The following is a 16862-nucleotide window of genomic DNA, read 5'->3' as shown; positions in this document are numbered from 1 at the left end:
GAAGATCGCGGCGATGTGCCGGGTGCGCAAATACCCGCCGTTTTCGCAGGTGTGACCTGTGGCACCGGGGCCAGCGGTCGGGTGCACCGGAGCCGGCGCGCCGCGCCCACCGCGGGAGGGCGCGGTCCTGATCGCACAACTGTTTCCGAAGTTCGCTCACGGCGAATTCCCGCGGCGCCCGTTCGCGGAACCCGGCGGAGGAATCCGCCGCGACCTACAATCCCGGCGGGACCAGCTGCCGAAAAGATCTGCCCGACCTGCGGATGCCGACGAACTCCGCGCCCGGGCTAGGGGGACGGAATGGCTGAGCGGGCGGACGACTCGGTATCCGAAAGCGGTTCGGAAAGCGGCCGATCGGCGCGCGGCGGTTCGGAAAACCGGCGCCGCGGATACGGTTCCGGGCTCAGCGGCGAATTGCTCGCCGAGTTCCTCGGGACTTTCGTGCTGATCCTGCTGGGGTGCGGCGCGGTGGCGGTGGCCGTTGCCGGGCTGCCCGGCTCCGGCAGGCAAGCGGACGCCTTCGGCGCCGCGAACTGGCTGATCGTCGCGTGGGGCTGGGGTTTCGGCGTGGTCTTCGGCGTCTACGTCGCCGGGGGCGTCAGCGGCGCGCACATCAACCCGGCCGTCACCCTGGCCTTCGCCGCACGGCGCGGCTTCCCCTGGCGCAAGGTGGTTCCGTACTGGGTCGCGCAGCTGGTCGGAGCTTTCCTCGCCGCCGCGCTCGTCTACGCCTCCTACAGCTGGGCCATCGACGCGTTCAACGCCAAGGAGGGCCTGCCGCGTGAGCAGTCGCTGGACACGTTCGCCATTTTCGCGACTTTCCCCGCCGAGTACTTCGGTTCCTCGTGGTGGGGTCCGCTGCTGGACCAGATCATCGGCACGGCGATTCTGGTGGGGTTGATCTTCGCGCTCATCGACAAGCGCAACTCCGCGCCGCTGGGGAACATGGGACCATTCCTGATCGGCATGGTCGTCACCGTCATCGGAATGTCGTTCGGTGTGAACGCCGGCTACGCGATCAACCCCGCCCGCGATTTCGGCCCGCGGTTGTGGACGTTCCTGACCGGCTGGGGCGATCTCGCGCTGCCCGGCAGCTACGAGTCGTTCTCCTGGTACTTCTGGATTCCGATCGCCGGGCCGCTGATCGGCGGCGTCGCCGGGGCGCTGATCTACGACTTCTGCATCGGCCGCGTGCTCGACGCCCGCGAGACCGCGCCCGAACCCGGCCGGGCAGGCGACTGAGGCGGCAGCGAACGCGGAAAACCCCGGAACGGTCCCGGGACCGCGTGTTTGGATGCTCGGATGCGCAGCTTCACCCAGCACGCCGGTTCCGCCGGGCTGCTCGCCGCGGTCGCGTCCGCGTTCTGCTTCGGCGGTTCGGGACCGTTCGCGAAACCGCTGATCACCGCGGGTTTCACCCCGCTGCAAGTGGCCTGGATCAGGCTCGCGGGCGGAGCGCTGCTGATGCTGCCGTTCGCGTTCCGGCACGTGTCCGCGCTGCGGCGCGCACCGTGGCTGCTGCTCGGGTACGGCCTGTTCGCCATCGCCGGGGTGCAGACGAGCTACTTCGCGGCCATCGCCTCGATCCCGGTCGCGGTGGCGCTGCTGGTCGAGTTCCTCGGGCCGGTGCTGGTGCTCGGCTGGATCAGGTTCGTGCGGCGGCGCCCGGTGACCCGGCGGGCCGCGGGCGGTATCGGGCTCGCGCTGGCCGGGCTGGCGTGCGTGGTCGAGATCGGCGCGGGGATGCGGTTCGACGCGCTCGGACTGCTGCTCGCGCTCGTGGCCGCAGGCTGCCAGGCCGCTTATTTCCTGTTGTCGGATTCCTCGGCCGAGATCGACCCGCGGGCACTTGCCTCCTACGGGCTGCTGATCGGCGCGGCGGTGGTCACCGTGCTGGCGCGGCCGTGGGAGATGGATTGGGCGCTGCTGGCCGGGTCGGTCGAACTGGCCGGTGCCGCGCTGCCCGCCGCCTTGGCGGCGGCCTGGATGGTCCTGGTGAGCACCGTGCTGGCGTACCTCACCGGCATCGTCGCGGTGCGGAGGTTGTCCCCGCCGGTGGCAGGCGCCGTGGCGTTCCTGGAACCGGTGGTCGCCACGCTGCTCGCGTGGCTGCTGCTCGGGGAGCGGCTCGGGCCGTGGCAGCTGGCCGGGGGAGCGTTGATCCTGGCCGGCGCGTACGTGGCGCAACGTGCGGCGCCGGCGGAGGCGGAAACCCCGCTGGTGCCCGAGAGCGGTTCATCTGCCCGCTGACGCGCCGGTTTCAGCGCCCGCAGCGGGCTCGGTGCTGATCAGCCGTGACCGGTCGGTGCGGCCGCGCTCAGGCCGCCGCGCGGGAGCGGGCCACGCGCGTGAAGGCGTTCTTGGCCAAGTGGACGATGAGACCTTCCAGGAGGGCCACGGCCACCCCGGTCAGCAGGTTCGCCAGGAAGTTCATGGTCAGCGTGCTTTCTGCCGTGTCCAGCTCGTACGCCCCGACGGTGCCGTTCCGGAGTGAGGACGAGGTGGGTGCCGGGTGACGAGCGGGTAAAACGACCGGGAATATTGTCGTTACCGCAGCTCAGCACGCCCTCACGTGGGTGAAGGTGCGGCCGCAGAGCCCCGCGGCCCTGGCGTTCCGATGACGCCCGCCCGCGCAACGGTTGCACCGAGGTGAAGAACCCCTTCGACCAACCTAGCCGGGCGAAGAGGTCCTTCACTCGCAAGCGGCGCTGCACGATGCTCTTGCACCGAGTGCGCACACCACATCCGGGGTGATCACGAACCACCACCGGCGTGGTGATCACTGGTCCGGGCGGGCCGTCGGCGCGCTCACACCCTCGCCGGTTCGCTCGGTTCCACCACGCCTTCCACGACGCGCGGAGACTCGTCCAGGGAGCCCGGTTGCACCACGGACTCCGACGGCGCACCGGGCAGCGCCGGTGCCTGCGAGGCGCCGTCTGCACCGTCGTCCCCGGGCCAGTGCTGCCAAGCCACCACCCCTGCGGTGCTCGCCATCGCCGCCCCGAGCGCGATCAGCCACTGGTGCGGCAGCAGCGGCCTGCTGCCGAAGAACTGGCTCACCCCCGGCACCTGCACGACCCCGAGCAGGATCAGCAGCGAAACCGCGCCGGAGGCCAGCACCAGCGGTGTGCGGCCGCGCACCGCCAGTGTCTGCGCCAGCTGCGCGGACACCAGCGCCACCAGCCCCGTCGTCTGCGCCTGCCCAGGTGTGGAGACCGGGCGGGCCAGCGCCCACGCCAAGCCGGCCGCGGTCGCCGTACCCACCGCCCGCACGTACACGTCGCGGGTCAACGCCTTGCCCAGGGAAGCCTCCGGTCCCTCGGCGAGCAGCTTCTCCGGCGTCGCGTGCGGCGGCGGGCGCACCGCGATGGCGATCGCGGGCAACACGTCGGTGAGCATGTTGACCACCAGCAGCTGCCGCGCGTTGAGCGCGGCACCGGAGCCGAGGAAACCCGATCCCACCGCGTACCCGATCTCGCCGAGGTTGCCGCCGAGCAGCATCGACAGCGCGTCGTGCACCGAGGCCCACATGCCCCGGCCTTCCACGATGCCGTCGGTGATCGTCTCGATCCGGTCGTCGGCCACCACCAGGTCCGCGGACTCCCGCGCCGCCGGGGTGGCCCGCGAGCCCAGCGCGATGCCGACGTGCGCGAGCTTGATCGCGGGCACGTCGTTGGCCCCGTCCCCGGTCATCGCCACGGTGCGCCCGTCGGCGCGCAGCAGCCGCACGATCCGCGCCTTCTGCGCCGGGCTGACCCGCGCGAACACCGAGACCTGCGGCAGCGCGGCCGCGAGCTGCTCGTCGTCGAGCTCGTCGAGCTGCCCGCCGCCGAGCACCCAGCGCTCGCCCAGCATCCCGAGCTCGGCGGCGATCGCCTCCGCGGTGCTCGGGTGATCGCCGGTGATCATGATGACGCCGACGCCCGCCCGTTGCAGCCTGCCGACCGCCTCGGCCGCGGTCGGGTGCACTGGATCGGCGAGTCCCAGCAGTCCGACCAGTTCCAGATCGTCCACATCGGAATCGTCCAATTCGGACCCGGATTCGTCCTGTTCGGACTTCTCGGCGACCGCGAGCAGCCGGTATCCGCGCAGTGCCAGGCGTTCGATCTCGTCCTCGACTTCGGCGCGCGCGGCCACGTCGAACGGCAGGTCCCCGTCCGCGCAGCGCCACCGCGTGCAGCGCTCGAGCACGACTTCGGGCGCGCCCTTGACGTGCAGCGCGGTGCCGTCCCGGCCGCGCGTGCGAGTGGCGTGGTAGCTGCGGGCGGGCTCGAACGGAAGGTCCGCGAGCACGTCGCGCCCGTTCGGATCGATGCCTGCGTTGACCGCACCCTCCAGCACCGCGCGGTCGGTGGGATGCGGCAGCGGCTGGTCCGGATCGGGCTGCGGATTCGCCCGCACCGCGATCTCGACCACGCGGCGCCGGGTTCCGTCCAGCGCGTCCGGAGCGCTGCTGTGCCTGCCGTCCGAGACCTGGCCGAGGCTGATCCGGCCCTGGGTGAGCGTGCCGGTCTTGTCGAAGCACAGCGCGTCCACCCGCCCGAGCGCTTCGATCGTGGCGGGGCTGCGCACCAGCACCCCGCGCTGGGACAACCGGCGTGCAGCGGCGAGTTCGGCGAGCGTGGCCACGAACGGCAAGCCTTCCGGCACCGCGGCCACGGCCAGGCCGACGGCGCGGCCGATGGTCTGCGCGAGCGGGATTCCGCGCAGCAGGTCGGCCACCAGCAGCACGCCGCCCGCGCCGATCGACAGCGGCAGGATCTGCTGCGTCAGCTCGGCCAGCCGTGCCTCCACGCCGCCTGCGCTGCCGACCTCGCCGCCGTTCTCGTGCGTCGTGCGGCCGATCTCGGTGGTGGTCCCGGTCGCGACCACGACCGCGGTGGCGGTACCGGTGGCCACGGTGGTGCCCTGGTAGACCATGCTGGTGCGATCGCCGAGCGCGGCCGCCGTGGTCGCCTCCGGTGTCTTGACCACCAGGTTGGACTCGCCGGTGAGGCTGGATTCGTCGATCTCCAGGAACTCCGCGGACAGCACCCGGCAGTCGGCGGGCACGCCGTCGCCGGATTGCAGCTCGACCACGTCGCCGGGCACCAGCTGGTCGGCGGGCACGGTGGTCGTCTCGCCGTCGCGGTACACCCGCGCGGGCAGCTGCCCGGCGTCGAGCAGCCGCGCCAGCTCGCGGTCGGTGGCCACCCGCTGCACGCCGTCCACGAGCGCGCTGACGCCGAGCACGCCGGCGATCAGCACCGCGTCGATCACCGATCCGAGCCCGGCGGAGACCACCGCGCCGGCGAACAGCACCGGCGTCATCGGGTTCACCAGCCCTTCCAGCGTCGCCGAGAGCACGCCGGTGTCTTCCGGGCCCGCCTCGCGCGGCTGGCCGCGGCGCAACCGGCGGGCCGCGACGGAGCTGAGCCCGTCGACCGAACTCGACAGCATCCCCAGCACCGCCTTGCCCGGCAGCGCGTGCCACGGGGTGCGCTGCCGTGGCGCCGGCGGTGGCCGGTTGCCCGCCTGCAACCCGGCGAGCGTGCCGGTGCCCAGCGCGAAGATCGTGGCGGCCTGCACCGGCATGGACGCGCGCGCCGGGGCGCCCAGCGACGGGCCGAGCGCGCCGAACAGCACGCCCAGGCAGGATCCGCCGACGGACAACGCGGCTGCGTGCTTGCTGGCGGTGCGCGCCTCGGTGACTGCCGAGAGCAGCGCGTGCGCCTCCGCCCGGTTCGGGCACAGCGCGTCCGCGCCCCACGGCGCGGGCCGTTCGGATTCGGGGACACCGATGCCGACGTCGGCGGCGGCGAGTGCGGTGTGCCCGCGGGCGGACAGCAGCGCCACCACGTGCCCGTCCTGCTGCAACCTGCGCACCGACTCTGCGAGCCGGTTGCCGCCGTGCACGGCGTCGTCGACGGCGAGCCGGTGGTCGAGGCGGCTGCCGATGCCCGCCAGCACCACCGAACCCGCGCAACGCCCCGCTTCCACGAGCGCTTCTGCCAGCGGATCCAGTTCGGTGACGACCACGACGACCGCTACCGGCTCCGATTCGTGGCTCAGCATCAACAAGTTCGCTCCGTGCTCGCGGTGTTCGCGCACCGCGTCCCGCAACCGGTCCGGCAGCGAAGGCCGACCGAGCGGGGCGCAGGACCATGCGCCGCGGGTGTGCCGCGCCTTGGGCTGCTCCGGGTCGACGAGTTCACCGGCGCGGGCGAACAGCCGCGTCTGGTCGGCGTCGGTGTCCAGCGGCAGTACCTCTTCGACCACGTGCCGTCCGGTCAGCAGCGCGGGCGCGTCGAGCACGACGGTGTCCACCCGGTCCATCCGGCGCAGCGCCCGCGGCTCCAGCACGACCGTGCCGCGTTCGGAGATGGCGGTGGTGAGCTGCGCTGCGAACGCCTCCCGGCCGGTTCTGGCCGGTCGCGGCACTCCGGCGAGCATCGTCGCCTGCGCGCGCTGGTCGTTGCGGGTGGCGGCCAGCACCGTGCCGTAGCCGCCGAGGGCGAAGGTGCCGGAGAGGTTCGAGACGTGCTCCACCGGACCGTTCGGCAGTTCGGCCGGGCGCGGTTCGAGTTCCAGCGCCTCCGCCTCGTGCACGCCCGGGAGACCGGCATTGGCCTCTTCCCAACGGCGCCACGCCTGACCGCGCGCGATCGTCTCCCGCGAGGTGCAGAACCGGCCGGCCAGGTCGGTGAACACCGACAGCGGATTCTGCGACAGCCCTTGGGTGAGCGCGCCGCCGACGGTGAGCGCGGTTTCGGTGGCGTCCCGGCCGAGCGCGCGCTCGGCCCCGTTGTGCAACCACGGAACCGAGTCGACCAGCGAGACCGCGGTCGGCACCAGCGGTGACGCGGGCCGCAGCGGCAGCATGCCGGCGACCGCCGAATAGCCCAGCCCGAGCACGCTCATGCCCAGTGCGCCCACGTCGCGAACCAGCGCTCCCGCGTCGCCGGGGTGCGCCATGCCGCCGGGGGCGCGCCCGAGCTCGGTGAGGTCGTGCTCGTCCTCGACCTGCGAGACCACTTCGCCGAGGTCGGCGGGATCGATCTCCGGCTCGTGCTGCACGACCACGCGGCCGAGCACGGCGTTCACCTCGACCCCGCGCACTCCGTCCAAATCGGACAGACGGTTGCGCAGCTCGCGGTTGGCCTGCTCGGTTCCTGGCCGGTGCAGCCCGCGCACCTCGAGGTGCGTGCGGTCGGCACCGGAGTACGTTCGCTGGCTCGCCGGAGCGGTACCGAGGGTGCGCACCGCGTCGACCACCTGCCCGGTGGTTTCGGCGGCCAGCGACAGCAGCTTGCCGAACGGCATCGATTGCCTTCCTGGAATGTCGGGAATGAGCGCGCGGCGGCGAAGAATCGCGCGTGAACGTGCGGGCCGCGGAAGGGGTCGCCGGGCTCGTGCTCGCCGTGTGCGGCGCGGGGTCAGCCGGGGTCGGGTGGCGCCACCCGCGCGAAGCGGCCGAGCAGGGGGATTCGTCCGGCGGGATCGCCGGGGCGGGGCGGCCGTCCTGCCGCCCGCGCCTCGGCCGGAATGCGTCCGGTCAGGACCGCTGGGCGCTGCCCTGACCGCCTTGGCCGCTGGTGACGACCGCGGTGCCGACGCCGATGGCCAGCGCGACGGGCCATTCGAGCAGGCTCAGCGCGGTTCCTGCGGCCAGGCCGCCGTAGAACAGCGCCTGCTTCGGCGTGGGCAGTTGCGAACGGACGGTCTCGGCAGCGGAGGCGAAGTCCTCGCGGCCCGGCAGCTGCACGTCCGGCCGGTGGAACTCCGCGGTGACGAAGGGCAGGTTCACGGTCGCGCCGTGCGACTGCGCCGAGCTCGACGCGCCACCGGATCCGCTGCGCGCGGACGTCGAGGTCTGGGTGCCGGTGCGTCCGCTGCCGGACTGGCTGCGCGCCGACGGCGACGAGGTCTGGGTGCGGGAGCGCCCGCTGCCGGTGGTTTGCCCGCGGGTTCGCGTGCTGGAAGCGCTGGAGCTTGACGTTCGTGAAGCGCCCGAACTCGACGTGCCGGTGCGCCGCCCCTGCGTCCCGCTACGGGACGTGCTCCGGCTCGGTGCCGAACGCCCTCCGGAACTGGCTGCGGTGGTCATGAGCCCTCCAGAACGAAGATGTCGTTGAGAAACGTCCAGCGTACGGGAGGTTGAACAAGGAATGAATCGAACAAGGAGTGAAAAGCACGATCGTGTTCTGCCCGGCCGCGCATTGCTGCGCACGGTCACGGCGACGGCGTGCGCGCCGCGGTCGTCAGGCGGCGAAGGAATCCCGGCACGCCGCGCTGTGCCGCCGCACGACGAGGTCGATGACGCGCGGGTGCGCACCGATGGGTTCGGCAACCGCGTGCACCGGTAGTTCGTTGAGCTTGCGGTGGAACAGTCCGGGCGCCAGCAGGTACGGCGCGATGAAACCCGCGCGTCCGTCCGCGCACAGGTCCGCGGTCAGCGGCGCGGCTGTCGTGACGAAACTCGGGTGCAGCCACTGCCCGCACAGCCGCCCGAGCAGGTTCGCCGCGGTACGCACGTCGGCGAGCGCACCTTCGTCGGAGGAGCCCGCGGCGGACAACAGCACCTGTTCGCCCGGGCGCCAACCGGCTCCGAGGAGCCGGTCGAGCATCGCCTCCGCGAGTTCCGGACTCGGACCCAGCGACGCGGTCACCGCGACATCGCCGGTGCGGCCGACCTCGGCGATCTGCGCGGGCAGATCCGTGCGCACGTGGTAGCCGGACGCCAGGAACGCGGGCAGCACCACCACGGGGCCGTGCAGCGCACCCAGCGCCTCGGCCACGGTGGGGCCGATGACGTCGACGTAGGCGACGTGCACCGGAACGCTCGCGCGGTCGGCGACCGCCGCCGCGATGCGTTCGACGACGACGGGACCGGCGGGGTCGCGGGTTCCGTGCGCGACGAGCAGCAGGGGAGGTGTGGCTTTCATGCTTGCGCGCATCCGTGCGCGTCCTTCATCGGTGCCGGCAACCGGCGGGAACCGATGCCGGTCGTAGCCCGGTGCGTTCGTCCGCGCAGTCACGGGACTGCGATCTCCACCATCTCGTCGCGCAGCCGCACCCGGTAGGTCGGCAGCTTCGCCGCGGGCTCGTCCAGGCATTCGCCGGTGCGCAGCGAGTAGACCTGCTTGAGCAGCGGCGAGGCCACCGTCGGTTCGCCGCCGCGGTCACCGACGATGCCGCGGCTGATCACACCCGCTCCGCAGAGCGGATCGACGCCGCCGACCGCGAACAGCTCGTCGTCGGTGGTGCGGAACACCGCGACCGGATAGCCGCCGAGCAGCGCGGGAACACCGCAGGCGGGCGGCACCGCGCTCAACGGGCAGATGGATTGCCAGCTCATGCGGAGACCTCCTCGGCCCCGGCGCGCGCGGACGGCATCGGCAGCGCCACCGGACCGGGCCGGACCCGGCCGCGTTCCTCGGTGAAGCTGATCGTCGGATCCGGCGTTCCGGGGGCGTTGACGAACGAGACGAAGCGGGACAACTTCGCCGGGTCTTGCAGCACCCCGGCCCATTCGTCGGTGTAGCCGGCGACGTGCTCGGCCATCGCGGCCTCCAGTTCCGCGGCGATGCCCAGGGAGTCGCCGACCACCACCGCGCGGAGGTGCTCGATCCCGCCGTCCATGGCCTCGATCCACGCGGCGGTGCGCTGCAACCGGTCGGCGGTGCGCACGTAGAACATCAGGAACCGGTCGACGAACCGCACCAGCGTCTCGTCGTCGAGGTCGGCGGCCAGCAGTCCGGCGTGCCGCGGGGCGAACCCGCCGTTGCCGCCGACGTAGAGGTTCCAGCCGGTTTCGGTGGCGATGACGCCGAAGTCCTTCGAACGCGCCTCCGCGCACTCCCGCGCGCAGCCGGACACCCCGGCCTTGACCTTGTGCGGCGAGCGCAGCCCGCGGTAGCGCAGCTCCAGCCGGATCGCCATCGCCACCGAGTCCTGCACCCCGTAGCGGCACCAGTCGTCGCCGACGCAGGACTTCACCGTGCGCAGCGCCTTGCCGTAGGCGTGCCCGGACTCGAAACCGGCCTCGACCAGCCGCCGCCAGATCTGCGGCAGCTGCTCCACCCGCGCACCGAACAGGTCGATCCGCTGCCCACCGGTGATCTTGGTGTAGAGCCCGAACGCGCGGGCCACCTCGCCGAGCACGATCAGCTTCTCCGGCGTGATCTCCCCGCCGGGCACCCGCGGAACCACCGAGTAGCTGCCGTTGCGCTGCATGTTCGCCAAGAACCGGTCGTTGGTGTCCTGCAGCCCGGCCTGCTCGCCTTCGAGGATGTGCCCGTTGCCGAGGCTGGCCAGGATCGAGGCCACCGCGGGTTTGCAGATGTCGCAGCCGTGCCCGGTGCCGTGCTTGCCGATCAGCTCGGAGAACGTGCCGATGCCGGTGGCGCGGACGATCTCGAACAGTTCGGCGCGGGATCGCCCGAAGTGCTCGCACAGCGCATCGGAGGTCGCCACGCCGCATTCGGCGAGCAGGTTCTTCAGCATCGGCACGCAGGAGCCGCAGCTGGTGCCCGCCTTGGTGCAGCCCTTGACGCCCGCCACATCGGTCAGCGACTCGCCGGTGATGGCGCCGGTGATGTCCGCTTTGGACACGTTGTTGCAGGAGCAGACGAGCGCATCGCCGGGCAGCGCTGCGGCGTCCGCACCCGAGCCCGCGGGCAGCAGCAGTTGCTCCGGCGGAGCCGGTAGTTCCCGCCCGATCAGCGGACGCAGCGCCGCGTACGCGCTCGCATCGCCCACCAGCACCCCGCCGAGCAGCGTCGAGGCGTCGTCGCTGAGCACCAGCTTCGCGTAGGTGCCCGCGGCGTTGTTGGCGTAGACGACCTCCAGCGCGCCCGCGTTGCTCCCGTGCGCGTCGCCGAAGCTGGCCACGTCGACGCCGAGCAGTTTGAGCTTCGTCGACATGTCGGCGCCGGGGAACGGGTCGTCGCCCAGCTCCAGCAGCTGGGCCACGACGACCTCGGCCATGCTGTAGCCGGGCGCGACCAGGCCGTAGCAACGGCCTTCGACCGCCGCGCACTCGCCGACCGCCCAGATGCGCTCGTCGCTGGTGCGGCAGCGGTCGTCGACGAGCACGCCGCCGCGATGGGCGCGGTCCAGCCCGGCCGGCTCGGCGAGTTCGTCGCGCGGGCGGATCCCGGCGGAGAACACGACCAGGTCCGTCTCCACCGAGGTCCCGTCGGACAGCGTCACCCCGGCTACCCGGCCGTCCGGCCCGGCGTCGATGGACTGCGTGGCGACGTCGCAGTGCAACTCGAGCCCGAGGTCCCCGACGAGCTTGGCGAGCACCTGTCCGCCGCCTTCGTCGACCTGCATCGGCATCAGCCGCGGCGCCATCTCCACCACGTGCGGGCGCATGCCCAGCAGCCGCAAGGCGTTGGCCGCTTCCAGCCCGAGCAGACCGCCGCCGATGACCACGCCGGGCCGGTCGGGGACCGCTTCGTCCCGGATGGCGTCCAGATCGTCGAGCGTGCGGTACACGTGGCAGCCGGCCAGCTGGTGCCCGGGCACCGGCGGCACGAACGGGCGCGAGCCGGTGGCCAGCACCAGCGCGTCGTAGCCGAGCTGTGCACCGCCGGTGGTGGTCACCGTCCGCTCCGCGCGGTCGATGCGCGCGGCGCCGCAGTCCAGTCGCAGCTCGACGGCCGGATCGGTGCGGAAGTCCGGCCCGGCCAGGCTCAGGTCCGCGGCGCTCTTGCCGTCCAAGTAGGACGACAGCGCCACCCGGTCATAAGCGGCGTGCGGCTCCTCGGCCAGCACCACCACCCGCCAGGTACCCGCCGCATCGCGGGCGCGCAGGTCTTGCACGAGGCGGTGGCCGACCATTCCGTGGCCGATCACGACAAGGGTCCGGGTCATGCCGCTCCCTCCTGTTCGGTCGAGGTCTCCAGCAAGGCGCCGCAGAGCCGGCGCACCTCGTCGCCGCAGCCGCCGCAGCCGGTGGTCGCCCTGGTCGCCCGCGCGAGCGCGCCGGCGTCGCGAGCACCGTCGTGGAAGGCCCGCACGAGGCGGTTCTTGGTGACGTTGTTGCAGCGGCAGAGCACCGCGTCGTCGGCGAGTTCGGCGGGTGCGGACCGCTCGGGCGCGCCGCCGCCCAGCAGCAGTCCCAGCCGGTCCGCGGGCACGGGCAGGTCGCGCTCGTGCAGCTGGCCGATCGCGGCACCGGCCTGCGGGAACCCGATCAGCACGGCACCGGCGACCCGGTCCCGGCGCAGCGCGAGCTTCGCGTACCGGCCGCGCGCCGGATCGGCCACGGTCACCAGCTCCACATCGGTCCGCGAACCGTCCAAACTGGACGCCGCGCCGATGGCGGACAGGTCGATGCCGCGAGCCTTCAGCCGGGTCACGCTGCCTGCGGGCGCATAACGCGCGTGCCCGCCGGTGAGCACCTGCGCGAGCACGTCCGCCTGCTCCCAAGCGGGCGCGATCAGCCCCGGCACCAGCCCGTCGTGCTCGGCGCAGTCGCCGATCGCGTGCACGTGCGGGTCGGTGGTGCGCATCCGGTCGTCCACGAGCACGCCGCGCCCGACCGCGAGCCCGGCCGTGCCCGCCGTGTCCGTCTCCGGCTGCACCCCGGTGCACAGCACGAGCGCGTCGGCTCGCAGCACCCGGCCGTCGTCGAGCACGAGTTCGCCGGGCCGGTAGGTCACCGCGCGACGGCCCAGCTCGGTGGCCACGCCCATACCTCGCAGGTGCTCCGCGAGCAGTTCGCCACCGGCGGCATCGAGCTGGCGGTCCATCGGATGCGGCTGCGGGTGCACGAGCGTGACGTCGATGCCGCGGCCTTGGAGCCCGCGCGCGGTCTCGACTCCGAGCACTCCGCCGCCGAGCACGACCGCGCGCTGCGCGTCACCGGCGATCCGTTCGCAATCGGCCAGCGTGCGCAGCGTCGTCACGCCGTCCGCGAGTCCGCCGTTCCTGCTCCGCACCCCGGCAATCCCCGGCACGGTCGCCCGCGCTCCGGTGGCCAGCACGAGCTCGTCGTAGCGGTGCACCACGCCGGTGGTGGTGCGCACCAGCCGCCGCGCCGGATCGATGGCGGTGGCGGTCACGCCCAGCCGCACTTGCGCTTCGGACTCCGGCAGCGTGACCGAGTCCGGACTGAGCGTCCCGTCCAGCACCGAGGCCAGCAGCACCCGGTTGTACGCGGGACGCGGCTCCTGGCCCAGCACGGTGATCGGCCCGTGGTGCCCGTGGTGGCGCAGCCGCTCCACCAGTCGGTGCGCGGCCGGACCGTTCCCGATGACCAGCACGTGGCTCACGCGGGCACCTCCTCGGCAGCCGTGATCCCGGGCGGCGGGTGCGGGCCGATCCGCACCGCGGCGACCTTGAACTCCGGCATCCGGCTGCGCGGGTCCAGCGCCGGGTTGGTGAGCAGGTTCGCGCGGCCATCGCCCGGGAAGTGGAACGGCAGGAACACGGTGTCGGTGCGCATCGACGCGACCAGCCGCACGCGCGCAACCACTTCGCCGCGCGCGGAGGTCACCACCGCCAGAGCGCCCGCGCGCAGCCCGGCGCGTTCTGCGGTGTCCGGATGGACCTCGACGAACGCCTCCGGTGCCGCTGCGTCGAGTTCGGCGACCCGGCGGGTCTGCGCACCGGATTGGTACTGCGCCAGCTCGCGGCCGGTGGTGGCCAGCAGCGGGAACTCCGCGCGCACCGACTCGGCCGCGGCGCGGTGCTCGACCGCTGCGAACCGCGCCCGCCCGTCGGGGTGGGCGAAGCCGTGCAGGAACAGCCGCGGCGTGCCGGGATGAGCGGTCCCGTCCGGGCCTTCCGCCGGGCACGGCCAGTACAGCGCCTCGGTGTCGAGGCGTTCGTAGTCGATACCGGAGTAGTCGGCCTTGCCGCCTGCGGAGGCGCGCCGCAGCTCCTCGAACACTTCGCGCGGTGCAGTGGGGTAGCGCTGCGCCGGTTCGCCCAGCCGCCGCGCCAGCCCGTGCAGCACTTCGAGGTCGGAGCGGACGTGCCCGGGCGGGTTCTGCAACCGGCGGCGGCGCAACACGCGGCCTTCGAGGTTGGTCATGGTGCCGTCCTCCTCGGCCCACTGCGTCACCGGCAGCACCACGTCGGCCATCCGCGCGGTCTCCGACGGCACGAAGTCCGCCACCACCAAGAAGTCCAAACTGGACAGACGTGCGGTGATGTGCGCGGCGTGCGGCGCGGAAACGGCCGGGTTCGAGCCGAACACCAGCATCGCGCGGGGGCCGTGCGGGGTGCCGAGCCCGTTGAGCAGCTCGTAGGCGCTGCTGCCCGGTCCCGGCAGGGTCTCCGGCGGCACGCCCCAGATCCGGGAGACGTGTTCGCGAGCGGCCTCGTCGGTGATCATCCGGTAGCCCGGCAGCTGATCGGCCTTCTGCCCGTGTTCCCGGCCGCCCTGCCCGTTGCCCTGTCCGGTCAGGCAGCCGTAGCCGCTGCCTTCGCGGCCCGGCAGGCCCAGCGCCAGGGACAGGTTGATGAATGCGGCGACGGTGTCGGTGCCCTTGCTGTGCTGCTCGGCGCCGCGGCCGGTGAGCACGTAGGCCCGCTCGGCCCGCGCCAGCATCCGCACCGCCGCGCGTTGCGCGCCCACCGGCACGCCGGTGACCCGTTCGACCCGCTCCGGCCACCACGTCATCGCCCGTTGCCGAGCCGCGTCGAAACCGCTGGTGCGCTCGCGTACGTAGCCGTCGTCGTACCAGCCGTCGACGACCGCGATGTGCAGCAGACCCAGCGCCAGCGCGAGATCCGTGCCCGGTGCGGGTTGCAGGTGCAGCGCGGCGCGCTCGGCCGTGGCGGTGCGCCGCGGGTCGATCACGACCAGGTCCGGCCGGGCGAGGTGCTGCATCAGCGGCGGCATCGTCTCCGCCGGGTTCGCACCGGCCAGCAGCACCGCGTCCGCCGCGCCCAGGTCGGTCACCGGGAACGGCAGCCCGCGGTCCAGCCCGAACGCGGCGTTGCCCGCAGCCGCGGCCGAGGACATGCAGAACCGCCCGTTGTAGTCGATCCGGCTGGTGCCCAGCGCCAGCCGGGCGAACTTCCCGAGCAGGTAAGCCTTCTCGTTGGTCAGCCCGCCGCCGCCGAACACGGCCACCGCGTCCGGGCCGTGTTCGGCGCGCAATCCCAGCAGCCGATCGGCGACGGTTCCCAGCGCCGTGTCCCAGTCCGCGGCTACGAGTTCCCCGCCACGGCGGACCATCGGATGCACCAGGCGGTCCGGAATGTCCAACAGGGACGCCGCGGTCCAGCCCTTCTGGCACAACCCGCCCCGATTCACCGGGAAGTCCGTCGGAACCACGGTCACGCCCGCGCGTTCGCGGGTGAGCCGGGTTCCGCACTGCAAGGCGCAATAGGGGCAGTGGGTGGCGACGGTGCGCGGCTCAGGCACTGGTGACCCCTTCGGCGACCGGTTCCCGGCGCGTCGCCACCCGGCCGGGCGCCGGGCGCAGGTACACCGCCCAGGTCAGGACCAGGCACAGCACGTAGAACGCGAGGAACGTCAGCAGCGCGGCGTTCCCGTTGGCCGCGGACCCGCCGAACGAGGCGCGGAAGGTCAGGTTGATGAACACCCCGCCCAGCGCGCCGACCGCACCGGCCACCCCCATCAACGCGCCCGAAAGCCGCCTGGCCTGCGCGAACGCGTCCGGGGTGGCGGAAAGCGCCGCCCGCGCGGTGAAGATCCCCGGGATCATCTTGTACACCGATCCGTTGCCGACCCCGGTCAGCACGAACAGCGCGATGAACGCGGTCAGGTACAGCGGGAACGAACCCGACCCGGAAGCCACCAGCAGCACCCCGGTCGCGACCGCCATGGCCAGGAAGTTCCAGAACGTCACCCGCGCTCCGCCGAAGCGGTCCGACATCCGCCCGCCCAGCGGTCGCGCCAGCGAACCCAGCAGCGGTCCCAGGAACGTCCAGGTCGCCGCCTGCAGCGGGCTGGAACCGAACTCGTTCTGCAGCACCAGCCCGAACGCGAAGCCGTAGCCGATGAACGACCCGAAGGTGCCGACGTACAGCAGCGAGATCCACCAGGCGTGCCGGTCTCGCACCACTTCCAGCTGCGCGCCGGGCGCGGCCACGACCGCGTCGACGTTGTCCATCCGCACTGCCGCCAGCAGGGCGGCCAGCACGATCAGCGGCAGGTACACCCCGGCCACCAGTGCGGGGGAGGTGTTCCCGGCCAGCGCGACCACCAGCAGCCCGACCAGTTGGACGACCGCGACGCCGATGTTGCCGCCGCCCGCGTTCAACCCCAGCGCCCAGCCCTGCGCGCGCTGCGGGAAGAACGCGGTGATGTTGGTCATCGACGAGGCGAAGTTCCCGCCGCCCACGCCGGTCAGCGCGCCCAGCACCAGGAACACCCACAGCTCGGTGCCCGGCTGCTGCACGAAGTAGGCCGTCGACGCCGTCGGCACCAGCAGCGCGGCGGTCGAGACGACCGTCCAATTGCGACCGCCGAACCGCGTCACCGCGTAGCTGTACGGCAGCCGCAGCAGCGCTCCCACCAGCGTCGGCACCGTGGTCAGCAGGAACTTCTCGGAGGCGGTGAATCCCAGTCCGATGGCCGGCGACATGAACAGCACCATGACCGACCAGATGCTCCACACCGAGAATCCGATGTGCTCGGACAGGATCGACAGCCGCAGGTTCCGGCGGGCCACGCGCCTGCCGGTGCGCTCCCAGAAGACCGCGTCCTCGGGATCCCAGCCGTCGATCCACCGGCCGGGTCGGGTGTGCGGGGCGGCGGGCACATCGGCTCCTCTCGTCGGGCTGGCCAGACGTTAGGAAGCCGGTGTTTCACCGCTGCTCTTCGCGAGTTACCACCGGGAAAACGACCTTCGCAGGCCCGCGCGGCCGCAGTGCGCTGCGAATCCGCCCGGCAT

12 protein-coding genes are annotated in these 16862 nt (G+C 72.7%); 4 read left to right on the top strand and 8 right to left on the bottom strand.

What is annotated here, in order from left to right:
- Positions 1-300: 300 nt before the first annotated feature.
- On the top strand, positions 301-1242 hold the full coding sequence (locus tag V1457_RS22725) for an MIP/aquaporin family protein (protein ID WP_200072551.1): 942 nt from the start codon (positions 301-303) through the stop codon (positions 1240-1242).
- Positions 1243-1302: 60 nt separating this feature from the next.
- Entirely contained in the window at positions 1303-2250 is a 948-nt protein-coding gene (locus V1457_RS22720) for an EamA family transporter (RefSeq protein WP_338596643.1), read from the top strand.
- 558 nt (positions 2251-2808) lie between these two features.
- Here V1457_RS22720 and V1457_RS22715 read toward each other — a convergent pair.
- Positions 2809-7302, bottom strand: a complete 4494-nt coding sequence (locus tag V1457_RS22715) for a cation-translocating P-type ATPase (protein ID WP_338596641.1) — start codon at positions 7300-7302, stop codon at positions 2809-2811.
- Between the two features lie 53 nt (positions 7303-7355).
- Between V1457_RS22715 and V1457_RS22710 the strand changes: the two genes are divergently transcribed.
- Positions 7356-7559: a hypothetical protein gene (locus V1457_RS22710; RefSeq protein ID WP_338596639.1), complete on the top strand. Its 204-nt coding sequence runs from the start codon at positions 7356-7358 to the stop codon at positions 7557-7559.
- On the opposite strand, the gene V1457_RS22705 is transcribed toward V1457_RS22710, so the two are convergent.
- Entirely contained in the window at positions 7535-7786 is a 252-nt protein-coding gene (locus V1457_RS22705; RefSeq protein ID WP_200072548.1) for a hypothetical protein, read from the bottom strand. The two genes, V1457_RS22710 and V1457_RS22705, sit on opposite strands and share 25 nt — an antisense overlap.
- On the opposite strand from V1457_RS22705, the gene V1457_RS22700 reads away from it, so the two are divergent.
- Entirely contained in the window at positions 7767-8114 is a 348-nt protein-coding gene (locus V1457_RS22700; protein WP_200072547.1) for a hypothetical protein, read from the top strand. The genes V1457_RS22705 and V1457_RS22700 overlap by 20 nt on opposite strands.
- Positions 8115-8240: 126 nt before the next feature.
- Here the strand turns inward: V1457_RS22700 and V1457_RS22695 are convergent, their stop codons facing one another.
- From V1457_RS22695 to V1457_RS22670, 6 genes are all read right to left on the bottom strand, one after another.
- On the bottom strand, positions 8241-8936 hold the full coding sequence (locus tag V1457_RS22695; protein ID WP_338596636.1) for a sirohydrochlorin chelatase: 696 nt from the start codon (positions 8934-8936) through the stop codon (positions 8241-8243).
- Positions 8937-9013: 77 nt separating this feature from the next.
- A complete protein-coding gene (gene nirD / locus V1457_RS22690) occupies positions 9014-9337 on the bottom strand; it encodes a nitrite reductase small subunit NirD (protein ID WP_200072545.1) in 324 nt (107 codons plus the stop codon).
- Positions 9334-11859, bottom strand: coding sequence for a nitrite reductase large subunit NirB (gene nirB / locus V1457_RS22685; RefSeq protein WP_338596633.1), 2526 nt, complete (start codon positions 11857-11859; stop codon positions 9334-9336). The genes nirD and nirB overlap by 4 nt, the downstream gene beginning before the upstream one ends.
- Positions 11856-13262 carry an FAD-dependent oxidoreductase gene (locus V1457_RS22680; RefSeq protein ID WP_338596631.1) on the bottom strand — a complete coding sequence of 469 codons (1407 nt, stop codon included), beginning with the start codon at positions 13260-13262 and terminating at the stop codon, positions 11856-11858. The genes nirB and V1457_RS22680 overlap by 4 nt, the downstream gene beginning before the upstream one ends.
- Positions 13259-15367, bottom strand: a complete 2109-nt coding sequence (locus tag V1457_RS22675) for a molybdopterin oxidoreductase family protein (protein ID WP_338596629.1) — start codon at positions 15365-15367, stop codon at positions 13259-13261. The genes V1457_RS22680 and V1457_RS22675 overlap by 4 nt, the downstream gene beginning before the upstream one ends.
- Entirely contained in the window at positions 15360-16730 is a 1371-nt protein-coding gene (locus V1457_RS22670) for a nitrate/nitrite transporter (RefSeq protein ID WP_338596627.1), read from the bottom strand. The genes V1457_RS22675 and V1457_RS22670 overlap by 8 nt, the downstream gene beginning before the upstream one ends.
- Between the last annotated feature and the right edge of the window lie 132 nt (positions 16731-16862).

This window comes from Saccharopolyspora sp. SCSIO 74807 (assembly GCF_037023755.1).
Classification (GTDB): Bacteria; Actinomycetota; Actinomycetes; order Mycobacteriales; family Pseudonocardiaceae; genus Saccharopolyspora_C; species Saccharopolyspora_C galaxeae.
Note: the sequence above shows the minus strand (reverse complement) of the source record. Positions and strands in the feature narration are given on the sequence as shown.